The organism is Streptomyces sp. NPDC056479, from assembly GCF_042795335.1.
In the GTDB taxonomy this organism is placed as follows: Bacteria; Actinomycetota; Actinomycetes; order Streptomycetales; family Streptomycetaceae; genus Streptomyces.
This window is the reverse complement of sequence record NZ_JBHTRZ010000001.1, coordinates 954,394-979,931: the sequence shown is the minus strand read 5'-3', so window position 1 is coordinate 979,931 and position 25,538 is coordinate 954,394. Positions and strand designations below refer to the sequence as shown.

General features: G+C 71.4%; 17 protein-coding genes. 11 read left to right on the top strand and 6 right to left on the bottom strand.

Annotation, left to right across the window (positions count from 1 at the left end; genetic code table 11):
* The first annotated feature begins 91 nt into the window (after window positions 1-91).
* From ACFQ6S_RS04370 to tgmB, 8 genes are all read left to right on the top strand, one after another.
* Complete coding sequence (locus ACFQ6S_RS04370; protein WP_383403261.1) at window positions 92-2,863, top strand: SpoIIE family protein phosphatase; 2,772 nt, start codon at window positions 92-94, stop codon at window positions 2,861-2,863.
* A 135-nt stretch (window positions 2,864-2,998) separates the two neighbouring features.
* Complete coding sequence (locus tag ACFQ6S_RS04365; RefSeq protein WP_383403258.1) at window positions 2,999-3,820, top strand: chitosanase; 822 nt, start codon at window positions 2,999-3,001, stop codon at window positions 3,818-3,820.
* Between the two features lie 164 nt (window positions 3,821-3,984).
* Window positions 3,985-5,349 carry an FAD-dependent oxidoreductase gene (locus ACFQ6S_RS04360; RefSeq protein WP_383403255.1) on the top strand — a complete coding sequence of 455 codons (1,365 nt, stop codon included), beginning with the start codon at window positions 3,985-3,987 and terminating at the stop codon, window positions 5,347-5,349.
* A 151-nt stretch (window positions 5,350-5,500) separates the two neighbouring features.
* Entirely contained in the window at window positions 5,501-5,995 is a 495-nt protein-coding gene (locus ACFQ6S_RS04355; protein WP_383403252.1) for a lamin tail domain-containing protein, read from the top strand.
* Window positions 5,996-6,215: 220 nt separating this feature from the next.
* The gene (locus ACFQ6S_RS04350; RefSeq protein WP_383403249.1) at window positions 6,216-7,352 is read left to right on the top strand and encodes a hypothetical protein; all 1,137 of its coding nucleotides are present in this window, start codon (window positions 6,216-6,218) and stop codon (window positions 7,350-7,352) included.
* 287 nt (window positions 7,353-7,639) lie between these two features.
* Window positions 7,640-7,936, top strand: a complete 297-nt coding sequence (locus tag ACFQ6S_RS04345; RefSeq protein ID WP_383403246.1) for a DUF1232 domain-containing protein — start codon at window positions 7,640-7,642, stop codon at window positions 7,934-7,936.
* 117 nt (window positions 7,937-8,053) lie between these two features.
* Window positions 8,054-8,245, top strand: coding sequence for a putative ATP-grasp-modified RiPP (gene tgmA, locus ACFQ6S_RS04340; protein ID WP_383403243.1), 192 nt, complete (start codon window positions 8,054-8,056; stop codon window positions 8,243-8,245).
* Between the two features lie 16 nt (window positions 8,246-8,261).
* Window positions 8,262-9,236 (top strand): ATP-grasp ribosomal peptide maturase, encoded by a 975-nt coding sequence (gene tgmB / locus ACFQ6S_RS04335; RefSeq protein ID WP_383403240.1) that lies wholly within the window; start codon window positions 8,262-8,264, stop codon window positions 9,234-9,236.
* 6 nt (window positions 9,237-9,242) lie between these two features.
* Here the strand turns inward: tgmB and ACFQ6S_RS04330 are convergent, their stop codons facing one another.
* Together ACFQ6S_RS04330 and ACFQ6S_RS04325 are read right to left on the bottom strand one after the other, a co-directional pair.
* Window positions 9,243-9,458: a hypothetical protein gene (locus ACFQ6S_RS04330; RefSeq protein WP_383403237.1), complete on the bottom strand. Its 216-nt coding sequence runs from the start codon at window positions 9,456-9,458 to the stop codon at window positions 9,243-9,245.
* Window positions 9,459-9,625: 167 nt separating this feature from the next.
* A complete protein-coding gene (locus ACFQ6S_RS04325; RefSeq protein WP_383403234.1) occupies window positions 9,626-10,087 on the bottom strand; it encodes a DUF2269 family protein in 462 nt (153 codons plus the stop codon).
* Between the two features lie 223 nt (window positions 10,088-10,310).
* Here ACFQ6S_RS04325 and ACFQ6S_RS04320 point away from each other — a divergent pair, with 223 nt between their 5' ends.
* Together ACFQ6S_RS04320 and ACFQ6S_RS04315 are read left to right on the top strand one after the other, a co-directional pair.
* Window positions 10,311-11,267 (top strand): GlxA family transcriptional regulator, encoded by a 957-nt coding sequence (locus ACFQ6S_RS04320; protein ID WP_383403231.1) that lies wholly within the window; start codon window positions 10,311-10,313, stop codon window positions 11,265-11,267.
* A gap of 115 nt (window positions 11,268-11,382) precedes the next feature.
* Complete coding sequence (locus ACFQ6S_RS04315; protein WP_383403228.1) at window positions 11,383-11,733, top strand: hypothetical protein; 351 nt, start codon at window positions 11,383-11,385, stop codon at window positions 11,731-11,733.
* A 41-nt stretch (window positions 11,734-11,774) separates the two neighbouring features.
* Here ACFQ6S_RS04315 and ACFQ6S_RS04310 read toward each other — a convergent pair whose 3' ends face one another.
* The 3 genes from ACFQ6S_RS04310 to ACFQ6S_RS04300 are packed head-to-tail and all read right to left on the bottom strand — an operon-like array spanning window position 11,775 to window position 23,502.
* A complete protein-coding gene (locus tag ACFQ6S_RS04310) occupies window positions 11,775-19,019 on the bottom strand; it encodes a MupA/Atu3671 family FMN-dependent luciferase-like monooxygenase (RefSeq protein WP_383403225.1) in 7,245 nt (2,414 codons plus the stop codon).
* Window positions 19,016-22,249: a type I polyketide synthase gene (locus tag ACFQ6S_RS04305; protein WP_383403222.1), complete on the bottom strand. Its 3,234-nt coding sequence runs from the start codon at window positions 22,247-22,249 to the stop codon at window positions 19,016-19,018. The genes ACFQ6S_RS04310 and ACFQ6S_RS04305 overlap by 4 nt, the downstream gene beginning before the upstream one ends.
* On the bottom strand, window positions 22,249-23,502 hold the full coding sequence (locus tag ACFQ6S_RS04300; RefSeq protein ID WP_383403219.1) for an MFS transporter: 1,254 nt from the start codon (window positions 23,500-23,502) through the stop codon (window positions 22,249-22,251). The genes ACFQ6S_RS04305 and ACFQ6S_RS04300 overlap by 1 nt, the downstream gene beginning before the upstream one ends.
* A gap of 502 nt (window positions 23,503-24,004) precedes the next feature.
* Between ACFQ6S_RS04300 and ACFQ6S_RS04295 the strand changes: the two genes are divergently transcribed.
* Window positions 24,005-24,631 carry a TetR/AcrR family transcriptional regulator gene (locus ACFQ6S_RS04295; protein ID WP_383403217.1) on the top strand — a complete coding sequence of 209 codons (627 nt, stop codon included), beginning with the start codon at window positions 24,005-24,007 and terminating at the stop codon, window positions 24,629-24,631.
* A gap of 50 nt (window positions 24,632-24,681) precedes the next feature.
* On the opposite strand, the gene ACFQ6S_RS04290 is transcribed toward ACFQ6S_RS04295, so the two are convergent.
* Window positions 24,682-25,521, bottom strand: a complete 840-nt coding sequence (locus ACFQ6S_RS04290) for an SDR family oxidoreductase (protein ID WP_383403215.1) — start codon at window positions 25,519-25,521, stop codon at window positions 24,682-24,684.
* Between the last annotated feature and the right edge of the window lie 17 nt (window positions 25,522-25,538).

The window sequence follows — 25,538 nt, the reverse complement described above, 5'->3', positions numbered from 1 at the left end:
CCCGTGATCGAAGTGTGAGAGAGGAAACAGCTCCTGTCACGGTGTGTGACGTCTCTCGCCTACGGAGGCCCGGCAGTGTAGACATGGGCACATGGTCCGACTATCGGGTCGATCCGGGGCCCGGTCGGCCGGTCGTCCCAGCGGTCCGCGCACCCGGCGTGCGCCCGACCGCGGCGCCCTTGTGCCCGAGCGAGGCGTACCGCTCGATCCGGAGGGACAGCACAAGGGCCCGCTCGCCTGGCTGCGGTCGGCGGTCGGCGGTCGCAGCGTCGCCGGGCAGGTGTTCCTGCTGCAAGTGGTGATCGTGCTGCTGCTGGTGGTCGCCGCGGTGGTGGCCCTGGTGCTTCAGGTGCGCTACGACTCCACGCAGGAGGCGCGCAACCGTTCGGTGGCGGTGGCCGAGTCGTTCGCGAACGCGCCGGGCACCCGGGAGGCGCTGGAGAGCCCTGATCCCACGGCCGTGCTCCAGCCCCGGGCCGAGGCGGCGCGCGTGGCGACCGGCGTGGACTTCATCGTCGTCATGAACACCGACGGCATCCGCTACACCCACCCCAAGCCGGACCGCATCGGCAAGCACTTCGTCGGGAACCTGGAGCCCGCGCTGGAGGGCAAGGTGGTGACCGAGCAGATCACCGGCACCATCGGCCCGCTCGTCCAGGCCGTGGTCCCCATCAAGGATCCCGACGGAAAGGTCGTCGGCCTGGTGTCGGCCGGGATCACCACCGCCACCGTGGGCGGCACGGCCGACCGCCAGCTGCCTCTCGTCCTGACCGCCGCGGCGGTCGCGCTCGGCCTGTCCACGGCCGGCACCGCACTGGTCAGCAGACGGCTGCTGCGGCAGACGCACGGTCTCGGGCCGGGCGAGATGACCCGGATGTACGAGCACCACGACGCCGTGCTGCACGCCGTACGGGAGGGCGTGATCATCGTCGGCGGCGAGGGCAGGCTACTGCTCGCGAACGACGAGGCGCACCGCCTGCTCGACCTGCCCGAGGACGCCGAGGGTCGCCGGGTGCTGGACCTCGGTCTCGCCGCCGACACGGCCGAGCTGCTGGACTCCGGCCGGATGGCCACGGACGAGGTGCACCTGGTCAAGGACCGGTTGCTGGCGGTCAACCAGCGTCCCACCCACCTCAGGGGCCGGCCCTCCGGCAGCGTCGCCACCCTGCGCGACTCGACGGAGCTGCGCGCCCTTTCCGGTCGCGCCGAGGAGGCCCGCGAGCGTCTAGACATGCTGTACGACGCCGGGGTGGGCATCGGCACCAGCCTGGACGTGACCCGTACCGCGGAGGAGTTGGCGGAGCTGGCGGTGCCCCGGTTCTCGGACTACGCCACCGTCGACCTGTTCGACGCGGTGCTCGGGGGCGGGCAGCCGGAGGCGGTCACCCGGCTGCGGCGCACGGCGTCCAGCGGGATCCGCAAGGACGCGCCGCTGTACCCGGTGGGCGAGCAGATCCGTTTCGTCGACTCCTCGCCGCAGGCCCGCGCGCTGAAGGACGGACAGGCCGTCGTCGAACCGCACCTGGAGGAGGCGCCGGGGTGGCGTGCCCAGGACCTGGAGCGCTCGGCGCAGATCGTGGAGTTCGGCATCCACTCGCTGATCGCGGTGCCGCTCAGGGCGGGGTCCCTGGTGCTGGGCGTGGTGAGTTTCTGGCGGTCCCAGAAGGCCGGTCCGTTCGACACCGACGAGCTGGCGCTGGCGGAGGAGCTGGTCGCGCGTGCGGCGGTCTCCATCGACAACGCCCGCCGGTACACGCGCGAGCACAGCATGGCGGTGACGCTCCAGCGCAGCCTGCTGCCGCGCAGCCTGCCCGAGCAGAACGCCCTGGACATCGCCTACCGGTATCTGCCCGCGCAGGCCGGGGTGGGCGGTGACTGGTTCGACGTGCTGCCGCTGTCCGGCGCCCGGGTCGCGCTGGTGGTGGGGGACGTCGTCGGCCACGGGCTGCACGCGGCGGCCACGATGGGCCGGCTGCGTACGGCCGTGCACAACTTCTCCGCCCTGGACCTGCCGCCCGACGAACTGCTCGCACTCCTCGACGAACTGGTCGCCCGCATCGACCAGGACGAGACCGAGGAGACCGACAGCGCCCCGGTGACCGGCGCGACCTGTCTGTACGCGGTCTACGACCCGGTGTCCCGGATGTGCACCATCGCCCGCGCCGGCCATCCGCCGCCGGCCCTGGTCCGGCCGGACGGCACCGTGGAGTTCACCGACGTGCCCGCCGGCCCGCCGCTGGGCCTGGGCGGGCTGCCGTTCGAGACGGCCGAGCTGGAGCTGGCGGAGGACAGCCGGCTCGTGCTGTACACGGACGGGCTGGTGGAGGACCGGGAACGGGACATCGACGAGGGTCTGGAGCAGTTGCGGGACGCGCTGGCCGGGGCCGGCCGGTCGCCGGAGGAGACCTGCCAGGCCGTACTGGAGGCCCGGTTGCCGGCCCGGCCGAGCGACGACATCGCGCTGCTCGTGGCGCGTACGCGGGCGCTCGGGGCGGACCTGGTCGCCGAATGGCAGGTGCCGTCGGACCCGGCGGCCGTGGCCGAGGTCCGTTCCGCGGTGACGCGGACGCTGGAGGGCTGGGGCCTGGAGGAGCTGTCGTTCACCACGGAGCTGATCCTGAGCGAGCTGGTCACCAACGCCATCCGGTACGGCGGTGACCCGATCCGGGTGCGCATGCTGCTCGACCGGAGCCTGATCTGCGAGGTCTTCGACAGCAGCAGCACCTCGCCGCATCTGCGGTACGCGGCGATGACGGACGAGGGCGGGCGCGGCCTGTTCCTGGTCGCGCAGCTGGCCGAGCGCTGGGGCACGCGGTATCTGCCCGCGGGCAAGGTCATCTGGGCGGAGCAGCCGCTGCCGTAGCCCGGCGTCGGCTTGTAGGTAGGTACGAACCTTTGACGTGACCGGTGCCCTCCGCGCTCAGCTTCTGATAGGAAACCTTCCTATCAGTGTCACGTACGGCCAACTCCCCACCCCCCACCACTCATTGGAGCCGCCGTGAAGCACCACCCCACACACACGTCACGCCGCACCCTCCTCGCCCTGATAGGCGCGTCGGTGGCGTCCACCCCACTCCTCAGCCCCTCCGGCGCCGCCGCGCACCAGGCCGCGCTGGGACTCGACGACCCGGCGAAGAAGGAGATCGCCATGAAGCTGGTGTCGAGTGCGGAGAACTCCTCGCTCGACTGGAAGGCGCAGTACAAGTACATCGAGGACATCGGCGACGGCCGCGGCTACACCGCCGGCATCATCGGCTTCTGCTCCGGCACGGGCGACATGCTCGACCTCGTCGAGCTGTACACCGAGCGCCGTCCCGGCAACGTCCTCGCCTCGTACCTGCCGGCGCTGCGCCGGGTCGACGGCACCGACTCGCACGACGGGCTCGACCCGAACTACCCCCGCGACTGGGGCCGGGCCGCACAGGACCAGGCGTTCAAGCAGGCGCAGAACGACGAGCGCGACCGGGTGTACTTCAACCCGGCCGTCCGGCAGGGCAAGACCGACGGCCTCAGGGTGCTCGGTCAGTTCGCGTACTACGACGCCATCGTCATGCACGGCGACGGCACCGACCCCACCAGTTTCCGCAACATCCGCAAGCGCGCCCTGGACCGGGCCCGGCCGCCGGCGCAGGGCGGCGACGAAGTCACCTATCTGAACGCCTTCCTGGACGCGCGGGTGTGGGCCATGAAGCAGGAGGAGGCCCACAGCGACACCAGCCGGGTCGACACCGCCCAGCGGGTCTTCCTGCGCAACGGCAACCTGGACCTCAATACGCCGCTGGACTGGAAGGTGTACGGGGACAGCTACCACATCGGCTGACGGAGACCTGGGGTTGCCGTACCTCCCACGGTCACGGCAACCCCGGAACCACCCATAGAATTGATTTATGAGCTCATAGGTTGGACCCGTGTACCGACTTAGGCTTGCCTTAGTTTAGGCTTCCCGTTCGAGTCGATCTATCGCCTCTCGAAGGGAACCTGATCATGCCCCGCCCCCTGCGGGTAGCCATTGTCGGAGCCGGCCCCGCCGGGATCTACGCCGCCGACGCGTTGCTCAAGTCCGACGTGGCCACCGAGCCCGGTGTGTCCATCGACCTGTTCGAGCGCATGCCGGCGCCGTTCGGCCTGATCCGGTATGGCGTCGCCCCCGACCACCCCCGCATCAAGGGCATCATCACGGCCCTCCACCAGGTGCTGGACAAGCCGCAGATCCGTCTCTTCGGCAACGTCGACTACCCCAACGACATCAGCCTGGACGACCTGCGCGCGTTCTACGACGCCGTGATCTTCTCCACGGGCGCCACGGCCGACCGGGAGCTTCGCATACCCGGCATCGACCTCGACGGCTCCTACGGCGCGGCCGACTTCGTCTCCTGGTACGACGGCCACCCGGACGTGCCGCGCACCTGGCCGCTCCAGGCCGAGAAAGTCGCCGTCCTCGGCGTCGGCAACGTCGCGCTCGACGTGGCCCGCATCCTCGCCAAGACGGCGGAGGAGCTGCTGCCGACGGAGATCCCGCCGAACGTCCACGACGGCCTGAAGGCCAACAAGGCGCTGGAGGTCCACGTCTTCGGGCGCCGCGGCCCGGCGCAGGCGAAGTTCTCCCCGATGGAGCTGCGGGAGCTGGACCACTCCCCCAACATCGAGGTCATCGTCGACCCCGAGGACATCGACTACGACGAGGGCTCGATCGAGACCCGGCGCGGCAACAAGCAGGCCGACATGGTCGCCAAGACCCTGGAGAACTGGGCGATCCGCGACGTCGGGGACCGACCGCACAAGCTGTTCCTGCACTTCTTCGAGTCGCCGACCGAGATCCTCGGCGAGGACGGCAAGGTCGTCGGGCTGCGCACCGAGCGCACCGCCCTCGACGGCACCGGCAACGTCAAGGGCACCGGCGAGTTCAAGGACTGGGACGTCAGCGCGATCTACCGCGCGGTCGGCTACCTCTCCGACAAACTCCCCAAGCTGCCCTGGGACATCGACTCGGGCACCGTCCCGGACGAGGGCGGCCGGGTCATCCAGGAGTCCGGCGAGCACCTGCAGTCGACGTACGTCACCGGCTGGATCCGGCGCGGCCCGGTGGGCCTCATCGGCCACACCAAGGGCGACGCCAACGAAACCGTGGCGAACCTGCTGGACGACTTCGCCAACAGCCGCCTCCAGACGCCGGGTTCGCCCGAACCGGAGGCCGTGGAGGCGTTCCTCGCCGAGCGCGAGGTCCGGTTCACCACCTGGGAGGGCTGGTACAAGCTCGACGCCGCCGAGAAGGCGCTGGGCGAGCCGCAGGGACGTGAGCGCGTGAAGCTCGTCGAGCGCGAGGACATGCTCCGGGAGAGCGGCGCGTAACGCGCCGGCTCGATGCAAACGGAGAGGGGCGGGGGGTCAACCCCCCGCCCCTCTCCGTTTTCCCGCTTTTCGGTGAAATCAGCACAGCGGTCATCTTCCCTGGATACACTCTTGATCTTCACAGAAGCTCCACACAGGGGGATGTTTCTCCATGCGTATACGCATTGTCGCCATAACCGCCGTCGCGGCCGGCACGCTCGGCGCGCTCTCCGCCGCCCCGGCCCAGGCCACCGAATACTCGTCCGCGCTGAAGATCCGCGGCATCCAGTACGACGCGCCCGGCCGCGACTCGAACAACTGCCGGACCGGCAACACCGACGAGGAATACCTGACGATCAAGAACTACTCGTCCGGAACCACGGTGAACCTCAAGGGCTACGTCGTGAAGGACAAGGCCGGCAACCGCTTCCAGTTCACCGCCAACCACAACCTGGGGCCCGGTGACTACGTGAAGCTCCGGGGCGGCAACGGCACCGACTCCGACCGGAACAACGTCGTCTACCGCGACAACTGCAACTTCCTGTGGAACAACGACAAGGACTCGATCTACCTCTACAAGCCCTCGGGCGCCGGGGCGGACTCGCACGCGTACACCAAGACCGGCAACGACCGGGACGGCAACGGCTACATCGGCTACCACAACTGAGCGAGCGCCCGGGGATGAGCAGGACCCGCCCCAAATGCGGATGGTGGGCGGGTCCTGCTCACCGGGTCATTGTCCTGACGGGACGTGGCGCGGACCACGAGTGAGCGGCGGCCGGCCGGTGCGGTCCGCACACACCCCGTGTGCGGACCCCCCGCCCGCTCGGCATCCACCTGCGGCGACATACTGGTAGGGCACGTACCCCCCGCCCACAGATGGACCCATGGCCAGCTCCCCCAGCACCCGCCCCAGCACCCCTCCGACGATCTGGTCGGCCCGCGGTCGCCACCTCGGGCCCGCCGCACAGGATGCACTCCGGCTCAGTCTGCGGCAGCGCAAGGACAGCCGGGCCATAGACGACTACCTTGAGCTGCCCGAGGCCGAGGGCGCCCAGGAGTCGGCCTTCGAGGCCCGCTGGCGGGTCGCCGAGACCGTGACCGTACGGGCCCGGCTCACCGTCGAGCACGGCTCCGGCACTGGGCAGGACTGGGTGCTGGTCGCGGAGGCGGACGCCCCGTGGGACCAGCGGTGGCCGTCGCCGGCCGCCATGTTCTGGCCGCAGGATCCGGACGCGACCTGGGACCACGACGCGGCCACCGGCCTGCGCCTGCGCGACATCAACCCGCTCCCCTCGGACGACAAGGCCGTCCGGAGCCTGCTGCGGGACGCCGCGGGTGACGGCTGGAGCATCCATGTCGTCGTCCACGAGGCCATGACCACCGACCAGCGCGGCCGCGCGCCGCTGGCCGGGATGCTGCCGCCCGGCCTGCGGCACCGGGTGGTCGAGCACCGTGCCGTGCCCAGCCAGCTGCGGGTCGTGAACTGGGCCCTGCGCGAGCACGATGTGCAGGTGCCGCGCGGCGGTGCCGTGGTGCTGCCCGGCACTCCGGCGCCGTCCGGCTACGACGCCGGCGACTTCGCCGTACGCAGCGTCTTCCTCGACGGCTCGGAGCCGGCCGAACTCATCCACGCCGTGACCCGCTTCGCCGCCCTGCCGCGCCCGCTGCCGGAGGGCGCCGAGGAGGCCCTGACCGCCCTGCGCGAGGACTGGCGGCTGCTGACCCTCGAGGAGGAACTCGCCCGCGAGCGGCAGCTGGTGGCGATGTACGCGGAGGCCCTGGAGGCCATGACGAAGTCCCGGGACCTGTATCGCGAGGCCGCCGAACAGGCACACGCGGCACTGGCCGCCTACCGGGAGTCCGCCGCCGAAGCCGTACCCGAGCCCCGGCCCGAGCCGAGCGCCGACGCACCCACGTCCCCCCTCCAGCAGCTGACCCGGACCTTCGAGCGCCTCAAGGGCACCGCCCGGACCCGCAGGGCCGCCGCGGAGGAACAGCCGGAGACCTCCGACCGCCACTAGCGGAGCGAGCGAAAAGTACGGGAAACGACCGACCCGTGCACCCCACGGGCGTATGCCGGCTGGGGCGGATTCGTGGGGCGGGGCTACTGCGTCGGGCGGGTGCTCATCGATGCGTGCTTCAGCCGCCCGGGAGGCCGGTCAAGCAGGTGACCGGGCTCTTTGTGCGTCTTCCGCCCTGACGGGTGAAGGGATGCGGCCGGGTGAGCGCCGTCATGCAATGCGGACGACCCGAGCGGGCATCCGACTAGCAGTGCGTGTGATGTGCGACACCGGCAGGAGGAGTGTCAGTGGAGTCGACCACCACGGTGATCGTCGTCGTCGTGGCCCTCGCGGCCGTCGTGCTCGCCCTGGCCGTCGGGGTGCTGGTGCGGCTCGTGCGGACGCGGCGACTGCTGCGCCGATCCGGGCTGCCGACCGGGCCACGCTGGGTGTTCTGGGGTGCCGTCCTGTACTTCGTACTACCGGCCGACCTGGTGCCCGATCCGGTGTATCTGGACGACATCGGCGTGCTCTTGCTGGCACTGCGTACCCTGCGCCGCTCTCCCGAGGCGGGACCGCCGGACGCCGTTGATTACAGAAAGTAAGGAAACCAACCACGCGTTCGATTCGTTTAAGTAAGTGGAAACCAAAGGGCGTCGGTGGACCGAGGGCCGCCGCCGGGTGACCAGGCTCGATCGGAGCAGCACCTTGAGGGAGAGACGATGCAACCGTTCGCGCTCAACTATGCACGGTCGGCAGTGGAGTTGGAGGTCACCGCTCCGTACGCCTACGACTCCGGTATGCAGTTGAACGTGCTCCGTGACGGGCGCATAGCCGCCTGTGATCACGCCCTGTTGCGGGAGTTGGCCACCACGACGTCCACGGCGGGCTCGAAGACTCACTTCGACGACTGAACACAGGTCGGCGACGATGACCGTCTTGATTCTGACCAACGAAGAGGACGTGACCGCGGACATGGTGGTCGTGCACCTCAACGCGGCCGGCGTTCCGGTGTTCCGCCTCGATCCCGCCGACCTGACCGGCGGGGTCGCCTTGTCGGGCGAGTTCGTGCACGGCGCCTTCCGCGGCCATCTCTCGGCCGCGGGGCGCCTGGTGAGCATCGGCGGGCTGCGGTCGGTCTGGCTGCGCAGGCCGGGGCCGGCGGCGCAGCGTGCGGCCAGTGCCTCGGCCTGGCTGACGGAGGAGGCCGGGCAGGCGCTGTACGGCATGCTGCGCGGCAGCGACGCCCGCTGGATGAACCATCCCGACGCGGCCCGCCGGGCCCGTCACAAGCCCTGGCAGCTACGGCTGGCCCAGCAGTGCGGCCTGCCCGTTCCGGCCACCCTCATCACCACATTCCCGCAGGCCGCCCGCGAGTTCGCCGAGCGCTATCCCGATCTGGTGGTCAAGCCGGTCTCCGGCGCGCATCCGCAGGACCCGCCCCGCGCGGTGCCGACCAGCAGGGTGGCCCCGGACACGGACTTCTCCGCCGTCGCGTTCGGACCCACCCTGCTGCAACGCCGCGTCGCCAAGCGGGCCGACATCCGGCTCACCGCGGTCGGCGATCGGCTGCTGGCCGCCCGCAAGGCGACCGGCACCGAGACCGAGGTGGATGTCCGCTTCGCCGGGTCCGAGGAGCCGTGGCGTCCCGTGGACGTCGCGCCGCGTATCGCCGAGGCGGTCCTCGCCTATCTGCGGGGTGCCGAACTCGCCTACGGCGCCTTCGACTTCGTCGAGGACGCCGACGGGATGTGGTGGTTCCTGGAGTGCAACCAGTCGGGACAGTTCGGCTTCGTCGAGGTGGACACGGGTCAGCCGATCGCCCGCACCATCGCCGAGTGGCTCGCCCGACCCGTCTCCGGGCAGGAGCCCCACGTCAACGGCGCGAGCGCGAGGGTCCTGTGACGGGGCTCAGCCGTGATGCGGGCCGGGCGGCAGGGCGCTGCGCTGCCAGGTCGGGGCCGCGGGCGCCGGGCGGACCGGAGCCGGCGCGTGGCCGAGGGGCGGCCCCGGCTGCATCACGAACTCCATTTCCCGGCTGACGCGTTCGGCCTCCCTGCGCACTTGGGTGGGGATGTCGCCGCGCTCCGCGATGAGCCGGTCGTAGATGGGGGAATCCTGGAACACCCGTCAACGCGCCTTTCCTGTCGTGGCCCCTGTGTGCATATGGGCACGGCTGACGATTCTAGGCGCCGACGCACACTGAAGTACGAATTCTGCCAGAGCGCTTGACGGCGGACGAATCGGCACTGACGCGGCCCGCGACTCGGCGCCGGGTGCCGCCCGGTTTCCGGTCAGGCACCCGTCGTCGAGCCGGGCCGGACGATCATCAGGATGGTGACGGTCGCCCACAGGAGGTTGAAGATCCCGGTGACCACGGCGAGTTGGACCGTGGCCGAGCGTTCTACGGGCCGCTGGGCGCTGAGTTGCTCCAGAAGTTCCTCCTGGCGGGGCAGGACGAACGCGATCAGCAGGCCGGCGGCCGCGGCGGTCAGGGCGATGGAGGTGATGAGCCATCCGCTGCCCAGGACGCCCATCGCCAGGGCGGTGGCCAGGCCGAGGACGGGGACCGAGACCCCGATGGCCGCGTAGAGGCGGCAGACGCGGTGCAGCAGCTGGACGGTGCCCACCGCCACGGCCCCGTCCGCCGCCGGGACGCGGCGCGCGGCCGGCGGGAACATGCTGGCGGCGACGGTGACGGGGCCGACGGCGACGATGGCGGCAAGGACGTGAAGGATGAGCAGGATCTTGGTCATCGGGTGGTGTCGGTCTCCGTGTCGGCGTGGCGTCGGGGCGCCGGGCCCGGTTCGCGTGGGGCGGCGGCCCGGCCCACGTTAGGGATCTTCCGACTGATCGCACAGAGGCTGAAATGACAGCTTCCAACGGGTTTCCGCCACCCCCATATCTGGCCGCTCAGCACTACCTCGCCCTGCGATCTGGACTTCTGTCGATGGCGGGAATCTGCCTAAGGTGGCGTTCATGCACACCGTGGCGATCCTGGTTCTCGACAATGTGGTGCCGTTCGACATGGCGACGCCCTTCCAGATGTTCGGCTGGACGCGGCTGCCGGACGGCCGCCGTCCCTACCGGGTCCGGCTGTGCGCGGAAACACCGGAGGTGCCCACGGAGGGCTTCGCTCTGCGGATCGACCGGGGGCTCGACGGGCTGGCGGACGCGGACACGATCATCGTGCCGGGCTGCGACGACACCGAGCCGCCGTCCGCCGCCGTCCTGGCGGCGCTGCGGGAGGCCGCGCGAGCCGGCACGCGCATCGCGTCCGTGTGTGTGGGCGCCTTCGTCCTGGCCGAGGCAGGACTGCTGGACGGGATGCGCGCCACCACCCACTGGATGGCCACCGGTGACCTGGCCCGGCGCTTCCCCGGCATCCATGTGGAGCCGGACGTGCTGTACGTCGACAACGGGCAGATCCTCACGTCCGCCGGAGCCGCCGCGGGACTGGACATGTGCCTGCACATGATCCGGCGGGATCTGGGGTCGGCCGTGGCCGCCCACACCGCCCGCATGTCCGTCGTACCGCTGGAACGGGAGGGCGGGCAGGCCCAGTTCATCGTGCACGAGCATCCGCCCGTGCCGCGCGGCTCCGCCCTGGAACCCCTGCTGGAGTGGATCGAGGACAATCTCGCGGGCGAGATCACCATCGGGGCGATGGCGGAGCGCTCGGGGATGAGCGAGCGCACCTTCGGTCGCCGGTTCCGTGAGCAGACCGGCACCACTCCCCTGCAGTGGCTGCTGCGGGCGCGGGTGCGGCGGGCCCAGTATCTGCTGGAGAACAGCGACCATCCGGTCGAGCGGATCGCCCGCCAGGCCGGGTTCGGCTCCCCCACGGCCTTCCGTGAACGGTTCCGCCGGGTGGTCGGCACGACGCCGCACTCCTATCGCTCCGCGTTCCAGGGGAAATCCATGGTCGACGCCTAGTCATTCCCGGCGGTCCGGGCCTCGTCGGTCACGGTGGGAAAAATCACCCGAATCCACGAGGGCCGTGAGCAGTTGGACAGAGGGAATCGACCCGCCTCAAGGACGGTGTACCCCCATGAACTGCTCCAGCCGCCTGCTGTGTGTCCTCTACATCGCCACGAGCGCGGGGCTCGCCTGGACCTCGATCCTCGAATTCCGGTTCGGCCCGATGTGGGCCGCCTGTCTGTTCGCGGCCGCCGGTCTCGTGCCGGTCATCGCCGTGGTCCGGGAGACGGTGATCGGTGAACAGCGGCGGATCCTGCTGGATCTGATCGCGCGGGCCTCGCGTGGCGGCGGCGATGCCGCCGAGGCGATCGTGCGGGCGGAGCTCGACTCCGCGTGCTGCGAGCGGTGGTGGACGAGTCTCGGCACCGAGCACGAAATGACCTGCCGGCACTGGATGCCGAGGAGCAGCAGCGCGGCGTGAGCGTCCGCCGTCCGGCTGCGGGACGGCGGACGCCCACGGGTTCACTGCTCCAGCGCCCGGTCGACCTCCTCGCGCAGGAGGGCGACGTAGTCGCGGGTCCAGCCCTCGATGGTGCCGCGGTCCCACAGGTCGGACGAGTACTCGACGAATCCCTTGAGTTCGTCCCCGGCCGGAACGAGCCCGACACTGAGTTCCGTCCGGGCGGCGGCGGGTGCGAGGTCCTCGATGGCCGTGGTCAGACCGGGCAGTTCTACCTCCGCCTCCAGCGAGCTCTGGTAGGCGAAGCCGACGTCCAGCCGGTCCGGTACGTCGACTCCCCTGCGCTCCCGCATCGCCGGGGCGATCCGGCGCACCGGCATGGCACGGTCCATGCACTCCACCGTCGTACGGGCGACCTGGTCCGTCAGCGCGGCGAAGGAATCCGCGGCCCCGTCCCGCACCGGCAGCGCGAAGCCGGTGACCGTGCACGCCAGCAGGGACTCGAACTCGCGGCGCTCACGGTTGGCGTAGGAGACGTTGAACACGACGTCGGACTGCCCGGACTTCTGTGCGAGCATCCGGCCCAGAGCAGCCGCGGTGACCGCGAAGGGTGTCGTCCGCCGCGCTCTCGCAAGCCGCTCGACGGCGGTCCGTACCTCGGCCGGCACGGTGAACATCACGGCGCCGCCGCGTCCGCTCGCGCTCTTCGGACGGGGCCGGTCCAGCGGCAGACCGACGGTGAACGGCACTCCGTCGAGCTCGCGCAGCCAGAACTCCAGCTTCCTTTCGTCGGCGGCCTGGTCGGCCTGCTCCGACTGCCATTGCGCGTACGTCACGGGCTGGCATTCCACCGGCGGAAGACTGTCGGGTTCGCCCGTCGACGCCGAGCCGTAGAGCGCGGCCAGTTCCTTCAGGAGCAGGCTGACGGACCAGCCGTCGCAGGCGGAGTGGTGCAGCACCAGCAGCAGGACCCAGGTGCGCTCGCCGGTACGCAGCAGGCGCTGCGTCATCGGGATGCCCGCCATGGGATCCAGCGGGGTCTCGGCGGCCTCGGCGCTGGCCCGTTCCACGTCGGACCGGAGCTCCTCCGGTGGCCGCCCGGTGAGGTCCTCGACCGGCAGTTCCACCGGCCGGGCCCGCAGCACCTGTTGCTCCCAGCCGTCCCCGCTGCGGGCCAGGCGGGTCCGCAGTCCCTCGTGCCGCTCGACGAGCCGGGTCAGGGCGGTCCGCAGGGCCACCGCGTCCAGGTCACCGGAGAAGGTGATCCGCAGGGCGACGTTGAAGACCTGTGGGAGCAGGTGGTCGGCGTGGACCGTGGCGAAGCGGGACTGCTGCGCGGTGGCGGGCGCACGGCGTTCCACAGCGGCCTCGCCGCAATGGCTGGCCGTCACATCCTGTACCGTTCCGGCCAGTTGGGCCGTCATGGCGCGCAGGGTCGGGTCCTGGTAGAAGCCCAGCATCGGGTACTCGGTGCCGAACTCCTCGCGGACGCGGTTGACCAGCCGCATCGCCGTGATCGAGTGGCCGCCGAGATCGAAGAACGAGGCGTCGTCCCTGATGCCGTCGGCATCGATCCCGAACTCGTCCGCCCACATGCGCCGTACTCGAAGCTCGACGTCCGTCCGGTGACCGGCTGCCGGCTCCCCGCCGGCGCTCGGCCTGCGGCTCGGTGCCGTGGTGACGAGGTCCGGTGCCGGGAGCGCGGACCGGTCCAGCTTGCCGTTGCCCGTCACGGGCAGCGCGGGCGGGATGCGCCAGGCGCGCGGCACGAGGTACTCCGGCAGCCGGGCCGCCAGTTCCTCGGCCAGGAGGTCGGCGCAGGCCTGACGGTCGTCGGCCGCCGTGCCGACAGGGTCGGCGGGCACGGCGTAGGCCGCGAGATATGCCTCGCCCCGGTCGTTGCGCCGGGCCAGTACGGCCGCCTCGCGGACGCCGTCGAGGGCGTTGAGCACACGGGAGACCTCCTCCGGCTCGACCCGGAAGCCACGGATCTTCACCTGGTCGTCGGCCCGGCCGCAGAACTCCAGTTTCCCGTCGGCGGTCCAGCGGACCAGGTCGCCCGTGCGATACCGGCGCGCGTCCGGAGCGGCACCCGGATCCGGCAGGAAACGGTCCGAAGTGAGTTCGGGGCGGTGCAGATAGCCGAGGGCCACGCCCGGCCCGGCGACGTACAACTCCCCCACCGCGCCGACGGGGACCGGGTCGCCCGACTCGTCCAGCACGCTCAGCCGTACGTTGTCGACCGGGCGTCCGACGGCGATGGGCGGGGCGGGGTCCTCGCCCTGCGGGGTCACGGTCTCCGTGCTGCACAGGACGGTGATCTCGGTGGGCCCGTACACGTTCACGGTCTCGTACTGCGCCTCGGGACGCGGCCGGGTGCGCAGTACGTCTCCGCCGAGCAGCAGCTGCCGCAGGGGCGGCTGGTCGCGAGGTGGCAGCCGCAGCACCTGTTCGCCGAGGGCGGTGGGCAGGATGGAGAAGGTGACGCCCTGCTCGGCGTACCACCGCGCCAGGGCCAGCGGGTCCCTGCGAATCTCCTCGTCGGCGAACGTCACCGACGCCCCCGCGGTCAGGGCCGGCCAGATCTCCAGGAGCGAGGCGTCGAAACTCTGGCTGCACACGACGGAGCTTCGGTCGGCCGGGGTGCAGGCGAAGCGCCGGTGGTGCCATTCGCACAGGTCGACGACACCGCGGTGCGGCACGACGACGCCCTTGGGGGTACCGGTGCTGCCCGAGGTGTAAAGGACGCAGCAGGGCGAGTGGCTGTCGGTGCGGGACGCGGCGCGTGCGGGGTGTGGCACGGTCGCGTCGGGCGGTACGACGGTCACGTCCGCGGGCAGCTTCAGGGCTGCCGCCTCCTCGCGCGTCGACACCACGATCCGGGCGCCGCACTCGGCGATGATCTGCTCGGCGCGCACCCGGCCGAGGGACGGGTCCAACGGCACATACGCGCAGCCCGCCTTGAGCACGGCGAGCATGGCGACGACGAGGTCGGCGGAGCGGGGCAGCCACAAGGCGATCTCACCGTCACCCGCGGGGTGCTGTTCCCGCAGGACGGCTGCCAACCGCTCCGCCCGATCGTCGAGTTGGCGATACGTCAGTCGGACATCGCCGCTGATCACGGCCGTACCGCCCGGCGTCGCGGCCGCCTGACGGGCGACGAGGTCGTGGACGGTGGTGTCGGCGAGCGGACGGGACGGGCCGCGTTGCCAGGCCGCCGGCACGGGCTCCCCCTCGACCACTGCCGGGGCGAGCCGGGACAGCGGTACGTCCGGCGTTTCGACCGCAGTGGCGAGCAGGTCACGGAGGGTGGCGAAGAACCGGTCGACCGTCTGCGGGTCGAACAGGTCGGTGTTGTACTCCAGATGGCAGCGCACGCCGTGCGGCTGATCGGTGAAGTAGACGGTCAGATCCGTCAGGGACTTGTCCGGTCCGGCGTCGAGGGGTGTGGCCTCAAGGCCGGGCAGGTCGAAGCGGAACGGCTCGGCCCGCTGGAACTCGGCGAACGCCTGGAACACCGGCGTCCGGTCGACCGCCCTCGGTGGGTCGAGTTCGCGCACCACCCGCTCGAAGGGCACCCGGGCGTGGTCGTAGGCGTCGAGGGCGACCGTTCGCACCCGGTCCAGGAGTGTGGCGAACGTGGGGTCTCCGGACAGGTCGAGGCGCAGGGCGAGCGTGTTCACGAAGAAGCCGAGCACATGCTCGGCCCGCTCGGGCCGGTCCGAGATGGGGGTGCCGACGACTAGGTCCGTCTGTCCCGTGACCCGGTGCAGCATCGCCGCGTATCCGGCGAGCAGGGTCATGAACAGGGTGCCGCGGCGGGCGCGGCTCAACTCGCGCAGTCGGTCGGAGAGTTCGGGATCCAAGGTGTGGAAGACGGCCCGGCCGTTGGAGGTCATCGTGGCCGGGCGCGGCCGGTCGGCGGGCAGGGCGAGCGCGGGCAGCTCGCCGCCGAGGACGCGGCGCCAGTGGACCAGGTCCTCGTCGGCCTCGGGGCCGTGCGCGGACGCCGCCTGTTCCCTGGCGTGGTCGGCGTAGGACCAGGTGAGGGCGGGGAGGTCGGGTGCGGTTCCGTCGCGTTCGGCCCGGTAGAGGGCGGAGAGGTCGCGGGCGAGGACGGTGGCGGAGGCCGCGTCGACGACGATGTGGTGCAGGGACAGCACCAGGACGTGCTCGGCCTCGGCGAGCCTGACCAGCCGCGTGACGAACAGCGGGCCGTCGGCCAGGTCGAAGCGGCGTGCGCTCTCGGCCGACAGGACGTCCCGGAGCGTGGTCCTGGCACCGCCGGTGCCGGTGGCATCCACGACGGCGAAGTCCGGTTCGGCCGCGGGCCGCACCACCTGGCGCGGCTCGCCCCCGATCTCCCGGAAGACGGTGCGCAGCCCCTCGTGCCGGGCCACGACGCCGCGCAGCGCGGCATGCAGGGCGGGCACGTCGAGCGGGCCGTCGAGGCGGATCGCCTTGATCTCGTTGTAGGCGGTACGCCCCGGGAGCAGCCGCTCCAGGAACCAGATCCGTTCCTGGCCGGGCGACAAGGGCGCGTCGGCGGGGGCGATCTCAGCGGCAGCGGGTTCCGGGCGGTCCTCGGTGCGTCGTCGGTGGCGGCGGCGCAAGGCGTCCAGGTGCGGCAGGCCTCCACGCAGCGCGTCCTGCGCCACTCCGAAGTCGACGAGGGCGACGATCTCGTCGGCGCCCGCCGCCGTCACCGCCTCCACCACCGGCCGCACGCTGTCCACCGTGCCGATCAGGGCACGCTGGTCGCAGTAGCGGCCGTAGGCGCGGCGGAACACGGCATCCAGGTCGTCCTCGCTGAGCTCGGCCAGGTCGATGCTGTGCCCGAGGCTGTTGGTGACGCCGCTGAACACGGACAGGGACGCGCGCATATAGCGGGACAGCGGCTCGTAGGCCTCGGCCCGCGCGGTGTCGTGGTCCGGCGCGAGATAGGTGTGCAGCAGGACGGCCACCCGCCCGGCGTCCGGGTCCAGGCCGTGCGCGGCCCGGGTGCGCCGGTACAGGGCGATGTTGTCCTGGAGCTGCTCCACGCTCTGGGTCATCAGGTTGGTGACGATGCCCAGGTCGTGGCGGGCGGCGAGTTCGTACGAGGCGGGGTTGCCGACCACCGCGGTGTACATCGGCGGGACGTCCTGCACCGGCCGGGGGAAGAGCCGTACCTCGGCTTCGCCGTCGCCGCTGGTCCGGCGCAGGGCGTCGCCCCGCCAGAACTTCCGTACCTCCTCCAGCTGTTCGTACATCAGCTCCTTGTGCCGGCCGAAACGGTCCGGGAAGAAGACGAAGTCGTTCGCGCTCCAGCCGCTGGCGACACCGATGCCCACGCGCCCGCCGGAGAGGTTGTCGACCATCGACCACTCCTCGGCGACCCGGATGGGGTCGTGGAGCGGCAGGACGACCGAGCCCGCGTTGAGCCGGATGCGTTCGGTCTCGCGGGACAGCGCGGCGGCGAGCACCGCAGGGTTGGGAAAGAGGCCGCCGAAGGAGTGGAAGTGGCGCTCGGGCATCCACAGCGCGTGAAAGCCGTGCCGGTCGGCGAATCGGGCGACGTCCATGAGGAGTTCGTACTGGCCGTGCCGGGGCTCTGAGGCGTCCTGCGGGTAGTCGCCGAAGAAGTAGACGCTGAAGTCGGTGGTACGCGCGGCGGGTTCGCTCACGGGGCGTGCCGTGCGGGATCCGGTGACGGCCGCGGCGTTCCAGGCCATGGAGGCCACGGCGACCGGAGCGGGCTCCTGCGGCACCGGCTCGGGTGGCGCGGCCTTCGGGGCCACGGGCCGTCCGCCCGGGAAGAAGCCCGCCGACCGCAGCTCGCGCAGCGAGTCCCGTACGGCGTCCGCGACGAACTCGATGTCGCCGTCGGAGTGGGCGGTGGACAGGAAGAAGTTGCGCCACTCCCACACATGCACACCGCGCAGCATGAGGTGGTGGTACAGGAGTTCCATGTCGGCGCGGTGCTCGAAGCGGAACTGTGAACCGAAGTGGCTGATCCTCAGCGGGTACTCCTCGGCCTCGAAGAAGCCGTTGAGCGTCGTGGCCAGTTCGGCGGTCCGCGCGTTGAGCCGCTCCTGCAGGTGCGGGCTGTGCTCCTTGAGGTGGGTCAGTACGGCGCGCGCGGCCACCATCGAGACCGGGTGCTGGATGTACGTACCGCCGAAGAAGGTGGTGTCGGCGGGCGGGTAGCTGTCGTCGCCGTACGACCAGTGGCCGCCGTCGACGCCGTCCATGATGTCCGCGCGGCCCGCGATGGCGCCGATGGGGAAGCCGCCGCCGAGGAGCTTGCCGTACGTGGCGAGGTCGGGGGTGACGCCGTACAGCTCCTGTGCGCCGCGCGGGGCGGGGCGGAAGCCGGTCAGCATCTCGTCGAAGAGCAGCACGATGCCGTGTCGGCGGGTCAGCTCCCGCAGCTTCCTTACGAACTCGACCGGTTGGAGTGCGGGGTGCCTGCTCTGCACCGGCTCGACGACGACGGCGGCGATCTCGCCGGCCTGGCGTTCGATGGCCTCCAGGGCGGCGTCGCTGCCGTAGTCGAGCACCAGCAGATCGGCGACGGCGGACTGCGGGATGCCTCGGGAGACCGGCACGGTCGTGCGGTCGGCGCCGGCCCCGGAGGGGCGGCCGAGGACGTTGTCGGCGTGGCCGTGGTACCCGCCCAGGAAGGTGACGATCTTGTCGCGGCCGGTGGCGGCGCGGGCCAGGCGGATGGCCGCCGAGTTCGCCTCCGTACCGGAGTTGGCGAACGCCACGCGCTCCGACCCGGTGAGTTCGGCGAGGAGTTCCGCAGCCTCGCCGGTCTCGACGTTGCGCGGGCCGAGCTGGATGCCGCGGGAGAGGTGCTCGCGGACGGCCTCGGTGACGAAGTCCGGTTCATGGCCGAAGAGGAGGACGCCGAAGCCCATGGTGATGTCGACGTACTCGTTGCCGTCCACGTCCTGGAGCCGCGCCCCGCTCGCCCGGTGGCCGGCGATGGGGTACAGCATCTCCTTGGTGCCGCTGCGGAAGCCGACCACGGCACGGCTGTCGGCGAGGACGCGACGGTAGCGCTGGGCGATCCGCTTGGAGGTCGGCGTCCTGGCGGTGTAGCGGCGTACGAGGTCGGCCAGGTGCTCCTGCTGGGTCTGCGGGGCGGCCTCCCGCACCATGCCGGAGGTGCGCGGGACCGTCACCCGGGGGCCGTGCACGCGGGGCGGCTGAGGGGCGGGCGCGTCGGCGCCCATCTGTTCGGCGATGCGCTGTGAGAGCTCGGTCATCGCCGCGAGGTCGCGGTCGAGTGCGGCGGATATGCCGTTCAGGCCGGTCACTTGGCCACCTTGCCGTTGAGCCGGTCGGTGGCGGCGGCGGTCTGGAGCGCGAGCAGCTGGGAGAGCTGGGACATCATCTGGAGCTGTATCTGGGACATCTGGTGGATCTTGTGGGCGAGGTCCTCCAGCTCCTCGCGGGTGGCGTATTCGGGAGCGGGGACGGGGGCGTCGGGGGCGGCTACGGGCGCGGGTGGCGCGGCAATCACGGGCGCGGGCGCCGGCACGGGCTCGGGTGCGGTCGTCGGCCGGGGTGACTCCGGCCCGAGGGCCCCCGGCATCCGCGCGGCGATGAACTCCGCGAGCCGCCGCGGCGTCCCCGTCTCCTCGAAGAGCTGGCGCATGGACACCTTGACCTGGTGCTCCTGCTCCAGTTCGCGCAGCACGCTGATCATCTGCAGCGAGTCGGCGCCGAGGTCGAAGAAGGACGCGTCGGCGACGATCACGGTCGGATCCTCGCCGAGGTGCCGGGCGGTCGTGTGGACGATGCCGTGGAGTACCCGCTCGACCGCTGCCTCTTGCTGAACCACTTCGGCTCCCTCTCTCGCTGCTGTTCTCGTGCTCAGGGCCGTCAATCCCGGCCCCGTCCAGTGGTCCCTGTGCTGGAACCGGTATCCGGGCAGGGGGATGCGTCTGCCTCCGCCGCCGGCCAGGAGCACCCGCCAGTCGACGTCCGCCCCCGCGCAGTGCAGCCCCGCGGCGGCCCCCCAGAGGGAGCCGAGGCCGGTGCCGCGTCGCAGGGACGGCAGCGACCGCACGGCGGGAAGCGCCCGGCGGGCCAGACCGCTGAGGGTGGTGTGCGGCCCGATCTCCAGCAGTACGTCGGGCTGTTGTGCCCCGATACCGTGCAACGCCAGGTCGAAACGGACGGGTTCGCGCGTGTGCCGTACGAAGTGCTCGGCGTCGGGAGTCCAGCCGGGCGGGCGGGTCACCCCGTCCAGAGCGCTGACGAACGGGATGCGCACCGGCCGCAGGGCCACGTCGGCGAGTACCTTCCGGAACTCTTCGAGCATCGGTTCCATCAGGGCGGTGTGGAAGGCGCGGGTCACCGGCAGGCGCCGGCCCGGAGTGCCTCGGTCGTCCAGCAGGGCGCACGCACGGTCCACGGCCTCGACCGTTCCCGCGAGCACCTGGGCGCGGGGCCCGTTGGTCACGGCCGGCTCCAGACCGGGTATCTCGGCGGCCAGGGCGAGGGCGGCCGCCCGGTCGAGCGGTGCCGCCACCATCGCGCCGGGGGCGCAGCGCCGCTGCATCAGCCGGCCGCGCTCGATGGTGAGGCGCAGACCGTCGTCGAGGGAGAGGGCGCCGGCCGCGTACAGCGCGGCGTACTCGCCGACGCTGTGTCCGGTGACGGCGTACGGCTCGACGCCGGTCTCGCGCCACAGCCGGACCAGGGCGCACTGGAGGGCGAACAGCGCGGGTTGCGCGGTGTCCGTGTCCTGCTGCGCCCCGTCGGCCGCTGCCTCGTCGCTGAAGAGCCGGGACCCGGTGAGCTCGCGGTAGTGATGCTCGCAGGCGTCGAGCACCTCCCGCGCGACGGGAAACCGCTCGTGAAGGGCGGCGGCCATGCCCGGGTACTGACTGCCCTGTCCGGTGAACTGGAACGCCACGCGTGCGGGGCCTTCCTGCGGCGCCGTCCCGGTGGTCGCCTCCGCCCCCGCGGTCCCGGCGAGCCAGGTGTCGAGGGCGTCCGCGAGGGCCGCCGGGGTGGAGCCCCTGACCGCGAGCCGGTGTCGGCCGTGGGACCGGCCGAGGGCGGCGGTGGTGACGAGGTCCGCCAGGTGCGGTTCGGGCGCCTGCCGTAACCGGTCGCTCAGGGCACGGGCGTTGTCCGCGAGCGCGTCCGCGCCGCTCGCGGAGACCAGCAGCACGTCCGCCGGGGTGGCGGCGTCGGTCCGGGGCGCGGGGGCGGGTGCCTGTTCCAGGATCAGGTGGACGTTGGTGCCGCCGACGCCGAGCGAGGTCAGGCCGGCGCGGCGGGGCACGTCGCCGTCGGGCCACGGCTGTGCGGTGCGGGGGATGTGGAAGGGGCTGTGGTCGAGGTCGAGGGCGGGGTTGGGCTCGCTGAAGTTCGCCATGGGCGGGATGACGCCGTGCTTCAGGACCAGCAGGGTCTTGACGAGTCCGGCCAGTCCTGAGGCCGCGTCGAGATGGCCGATGTTGGCCTTGGTCGAGCCGAGGGCGCAGTAGCCGGTGCGGTCGGTGTCCTCGCGGTAGGCGAGGGTGGCGCCGTCGAACTCGATGGGGTCGCCCTTGAGCGTGCCGGTGCCGTGGGTCTCCAGGTAGCCGATGGTGTCGGCGCGGACGCCGGCGCGCCGCAGGGCCTGGCGGATGGCGGCGCGCTGCCCCTGTGCGCTGGGCGCGGTGAACGCCTTCTTGTCGGCCCCGTCGTTGCCGATGCCCCAGCCGCGGACGACCCCGTGGATCGTGTCGCCGTCGGCGACGGCCCGCTCCAGCCGTTTCAGTACGACGGCCAGGACGCCGGTCCCGCCCACGGTGCCGTCGGCGCCCGCGTCGAAGGCCCGCAGGCGGCCCGACTTGGAGAGGATCGAGCCCTTGACGTACCGGTAGCCGAGGACCTGCGGCACATGGACGGCGGTGGCGCCGACGAGGGCGACGTCGCAGTCGCCCATGAGCAGTGACTGAGCGGCGGACTGCACGGCGACCAGCGAACTGGAGCAGCCCGTCTGCACGTTGACGGCGGGTCCGGTCAGGCCCAGCCGGTAGGCGACGCGGGTGGCGGTGAAGTCGGCGTAGTTGCCGACGGTGATCTGGATGCCCGCCATCCAGTCGGTGACGGGTTCGCTGGGCAGGACGTTGTTGAGGAGGTAGTTCTGGAGCGTGTACAGGTGGTAGCCGGTGCTGGCGTAGACGCCGACGCGGGTGCCGTCGCGCTCGTCCGGATGGCCGGCGTTCTCCAGGGCGTGCTGGGCGCACTCCAGGAACATGCGGTGCTGGGGGTCGGTGAGCCGGGCCTCGCGGGCGCTCATCCCGAAGTGCTGGGCATCGAAGCCTGCGATGTCGTCCAGGACACCGGAGGCGCCGACGAAGTCCGGTGCCCGGTACTCCTCTTCGGGGACGCCGGCGGCGGCCAGTTCCTCCTGCGTGAACCGGGTGATGCGGTCCGTGCCGTCATGGACGAGGCGCCAGAGCTCCTCCGGGGTGTCGGCGCCGGGCAGCCGGAAGGCCATGCCGATCACGGCCATCCGCGGGTCGGGGTCGCTGGTGGCCATCAGCCGCGTCCTTCCGTCACCGTCGATGCGTCAGGGGCGGCCGTTTCCTCGACGGCGGGGTCACGCTTGCCGGCCCTTCCGACGAGCAACAGCAGCAGGGCCAGACACAGTGCGATCGCCAAGCCGTGGAAGGCGGCCACCACCTGCAGCGGTGAGAACGTCTCCAGCAGCGCGCCGCTCACGAGCATGCCGAGGCCGAAGCCGGTGTTCTCGGCCGAGGCGGAGAGTCCGAAGAGCCGCCCGCGCTGGTCGTCGGGTGCGGCCTGGAGCCGCGACACGTAGACGATCTCGGTGAATCCGTCGGCGGCTCCGGCGACGAGAGCGGCGCTGACGGCGGGCACGGTCGGTAGCCCGCAGAACACCACGATGAACCCGGCCGACATCACACAGGCGCCGAGCGCGAAGGCCCGCTCCCCCGGTGTCCGCCCGCTCTTCTTGGTGAGCCGGCCGATCACCTGCTGGGCGACGATGTTGCCGATGGCCCATGTGGCCCAGAACTGGCTGATGAACGTGGCCGGATGGTCGGGGTCGAGGCCGCTGGAGTAGATCGGCAGGGCGACGTTGTGGGAGGAGGATCCCAGTCCGTCCACCGCCCGGATGGCGATCATCGCCATCAGCACCGGCGCCGTACCGAGCAGCAGCCGGGCGGTCCAGCGGGCGGCGCCCGAAGCGTCCGCGGTGCCGGAGCCGGCCGCGGCGGCCTTGGTCCGCACGGGCAGCAGGAACAGCACCGTCGCGGAGACCAGGAAGGTGGCGGCGTCCAGCGCGAACGCGGCGGAGTACCCGACCTGCGCCACCACCACGCCCGACGAGGCGAACCCGGCGATCATGGCGAGCGAACGCCCCGTCACCAGCAGCCCGTTGGCGCGCACCCGGTGCTCCGCCCCGACGATCTCCGGGATGCTGCTGCGCAGCGCCACCTGGGACAGCGTCGAGCAGCCGCCCGTGACCACGGCGAGGGCGTAGAGCAGGCCCACGCGCATGCCGTCGGGCGCGAGCAGCAGCGTCAGCAGCGCCACCGCCTGGCACAGGTCGGCGCCGACCATCAGCCGTTTGCGGTCGTACGCCGAGACCAGACGCCCGCTCACCCAGCCGGACACAACGCTCGTCGCGAGCCGTACGGCCATGAAGAGCCCGGCGGCCAGCGCGCTGCCCGTGGCGTCGTAGACGAAGACGTTCAGCGCCACCATGTTCAGGTAACTGCCGTACGCCGAGATGCCGTTGCCCAGGACGAGCAGACGGAAGTACCTCATGCACCTTCCCCTGGTCTGCATGAAGGGTGTGAATGATGTGCGGCCGGAATGCCTGCCCGCCTGCTCAGTGGCGCGTCAAGTCCACAGGGACAGCGGGCCCCGATACGTCGGTGCGCACCGCTGTCGCACGGCGTGTCCATTCCCCCATGGCCGGCCCGGCACAGAAACCATTCCCCCCATACGCCACCGGTCGGTGGCCATTGGTCCGCCACCCAAGCAGACCCGGACAGGCGGGTTCAAGACTCCAGGGAGGTCTAGACGACTTCCGGTCCGGATTTGGCGATTTCGGAGCGCTCAGCGCCATCGCGCGAGCCTGTGACTCGCCGGCGTTCACGCAGGTGACGTGCCGAAACCCGGCTCACCGTGCCGGTATCGATTTGCGCCAAGGAACACCTCGCCGTCGCGGCCTCACCCAGACCACCGAACCTCCTGTAGGGGCTGCTCCAATTAGAGTGGACACTTCAGCAAGCGATCGTCCACCGTACGACCCGAGGGACACCCCATGAGCAGCCCGCAGCCGACGCGCAGGAAGCGTGCGAACGGGGTGGAGTCACGCCAGCGCATTCTGGACGCCACCGTCGAGATCGCCGGTGAGCGCGGCTACGACGGCACCTCCATCGCGGCCGTCAGCGCCAAGTGCGGGCTGCCGGCCAGCTCCATCTACTGGCACTTCAAGGACAAAGACGACCTGATCGCCGCGGTCATCGAGCGCAGCTTCGAGACCTGGCTCACGGCCGTCGAGCTGCCGGGCGACGAGACCGGCACGCCGCTGGAGCGGGTCACCGCCATGGCGGCCCATGTCGCGAAGTCCCTCGTCGACGCCCCCGACTTCCTGCGCCTCGGCCTGATGCTCGCGCTGGAACGCCGTCCCACCGAGCCCCGTGGCCGCACGGTGTTCCTCCAGGTCCGCGACATCACCCACCGGAAGATCGCCGAGGTCGTCGCCGCCCTGTTCCCCGACCTCGACGAGAAGGCGGTGGACACCCTCACCACGTACGCCATCGCCGGCGCCGACGGTCTGTTCGTGCACCACGAGGTCAACGGCAGGGCCGTCGACCTCGTGGCGTTGTTCGAGCTGCACGCCCAGGTCGTCCATGACGCGGCGGCACGGATGTCGGCACAGCGGTAGGGCGATACGGCGGTAGGGCGATACGGCGGTAGAGCCGTGGTTCCGCGGACCTAACCCGCCTTGAACGCGTCGGCGTGCTCGGCCGCCCACTCGGCGAAGGTGCGGGCCGGCCGCCCGGTGACCTTCTCGACGGTGCCGACGACGGTCCGGCCCACCTCCGGAGTGTTCCCGTACGCCTCCAGCAGGAAGCCGATCACGGCCTCCGGGTGACCGGCTGCCCGCCACCGCGCCACAGCCTGCTCCTCGGTCAGCTCGACCAGGGAGATCTCCTGGCCGCGTGCGGCGGCGATCGCGGCCACCTTGTCGGTGACGGTGAGCAGTTCGGGCCCGGTGATCACGTACTCCTGTCCCCCGTGCCCCTCCTCGGTGAGCGCCACCGCGGCGACGGCACCGATGTCGCCCTCGTGGACCATGGCGCTCAGCCGGGCGACGAAGGGCTCGCGCACCTCGCCGTCGGCGGCGATCCCGTCCGCCCACTCCAGGGCGTTGCCCATGAACTCGACGGGCATCAGCACGGTCCAGTCCACACCGTCGTCCGCCCGTACCGCGTCCTCCAGCGGCGTCGAGTCGCCGCCGTGCAGCACGGTGACCCGGCGCACGCCGGCCGCCCGGGCCAGCTCCAGGATCCGCGGACCGGTCTCCAGCGGGGCGAAGTAGGCCCCGCCGAAGGTGATCAGGTGGACGCCGGTGATCCCTTCCAGCGCCGGGACCAGGCTGTCGGGTTCGGTCAGGTCGCCCTGGACCACCTCGACCCCGGCGGGGAGGTCGGCCTTCGCCGCGTCCCGGGTCAGCGCGCGGACCGCGTGACCGCGGGCGAGCAGTTCGGCGACGACCCGGCGGCCGACGGTTCCGGTGGCACCGGTGACAAGGATCTTCTGCGTCTGCGTCATGGAACGACCGTACGGAG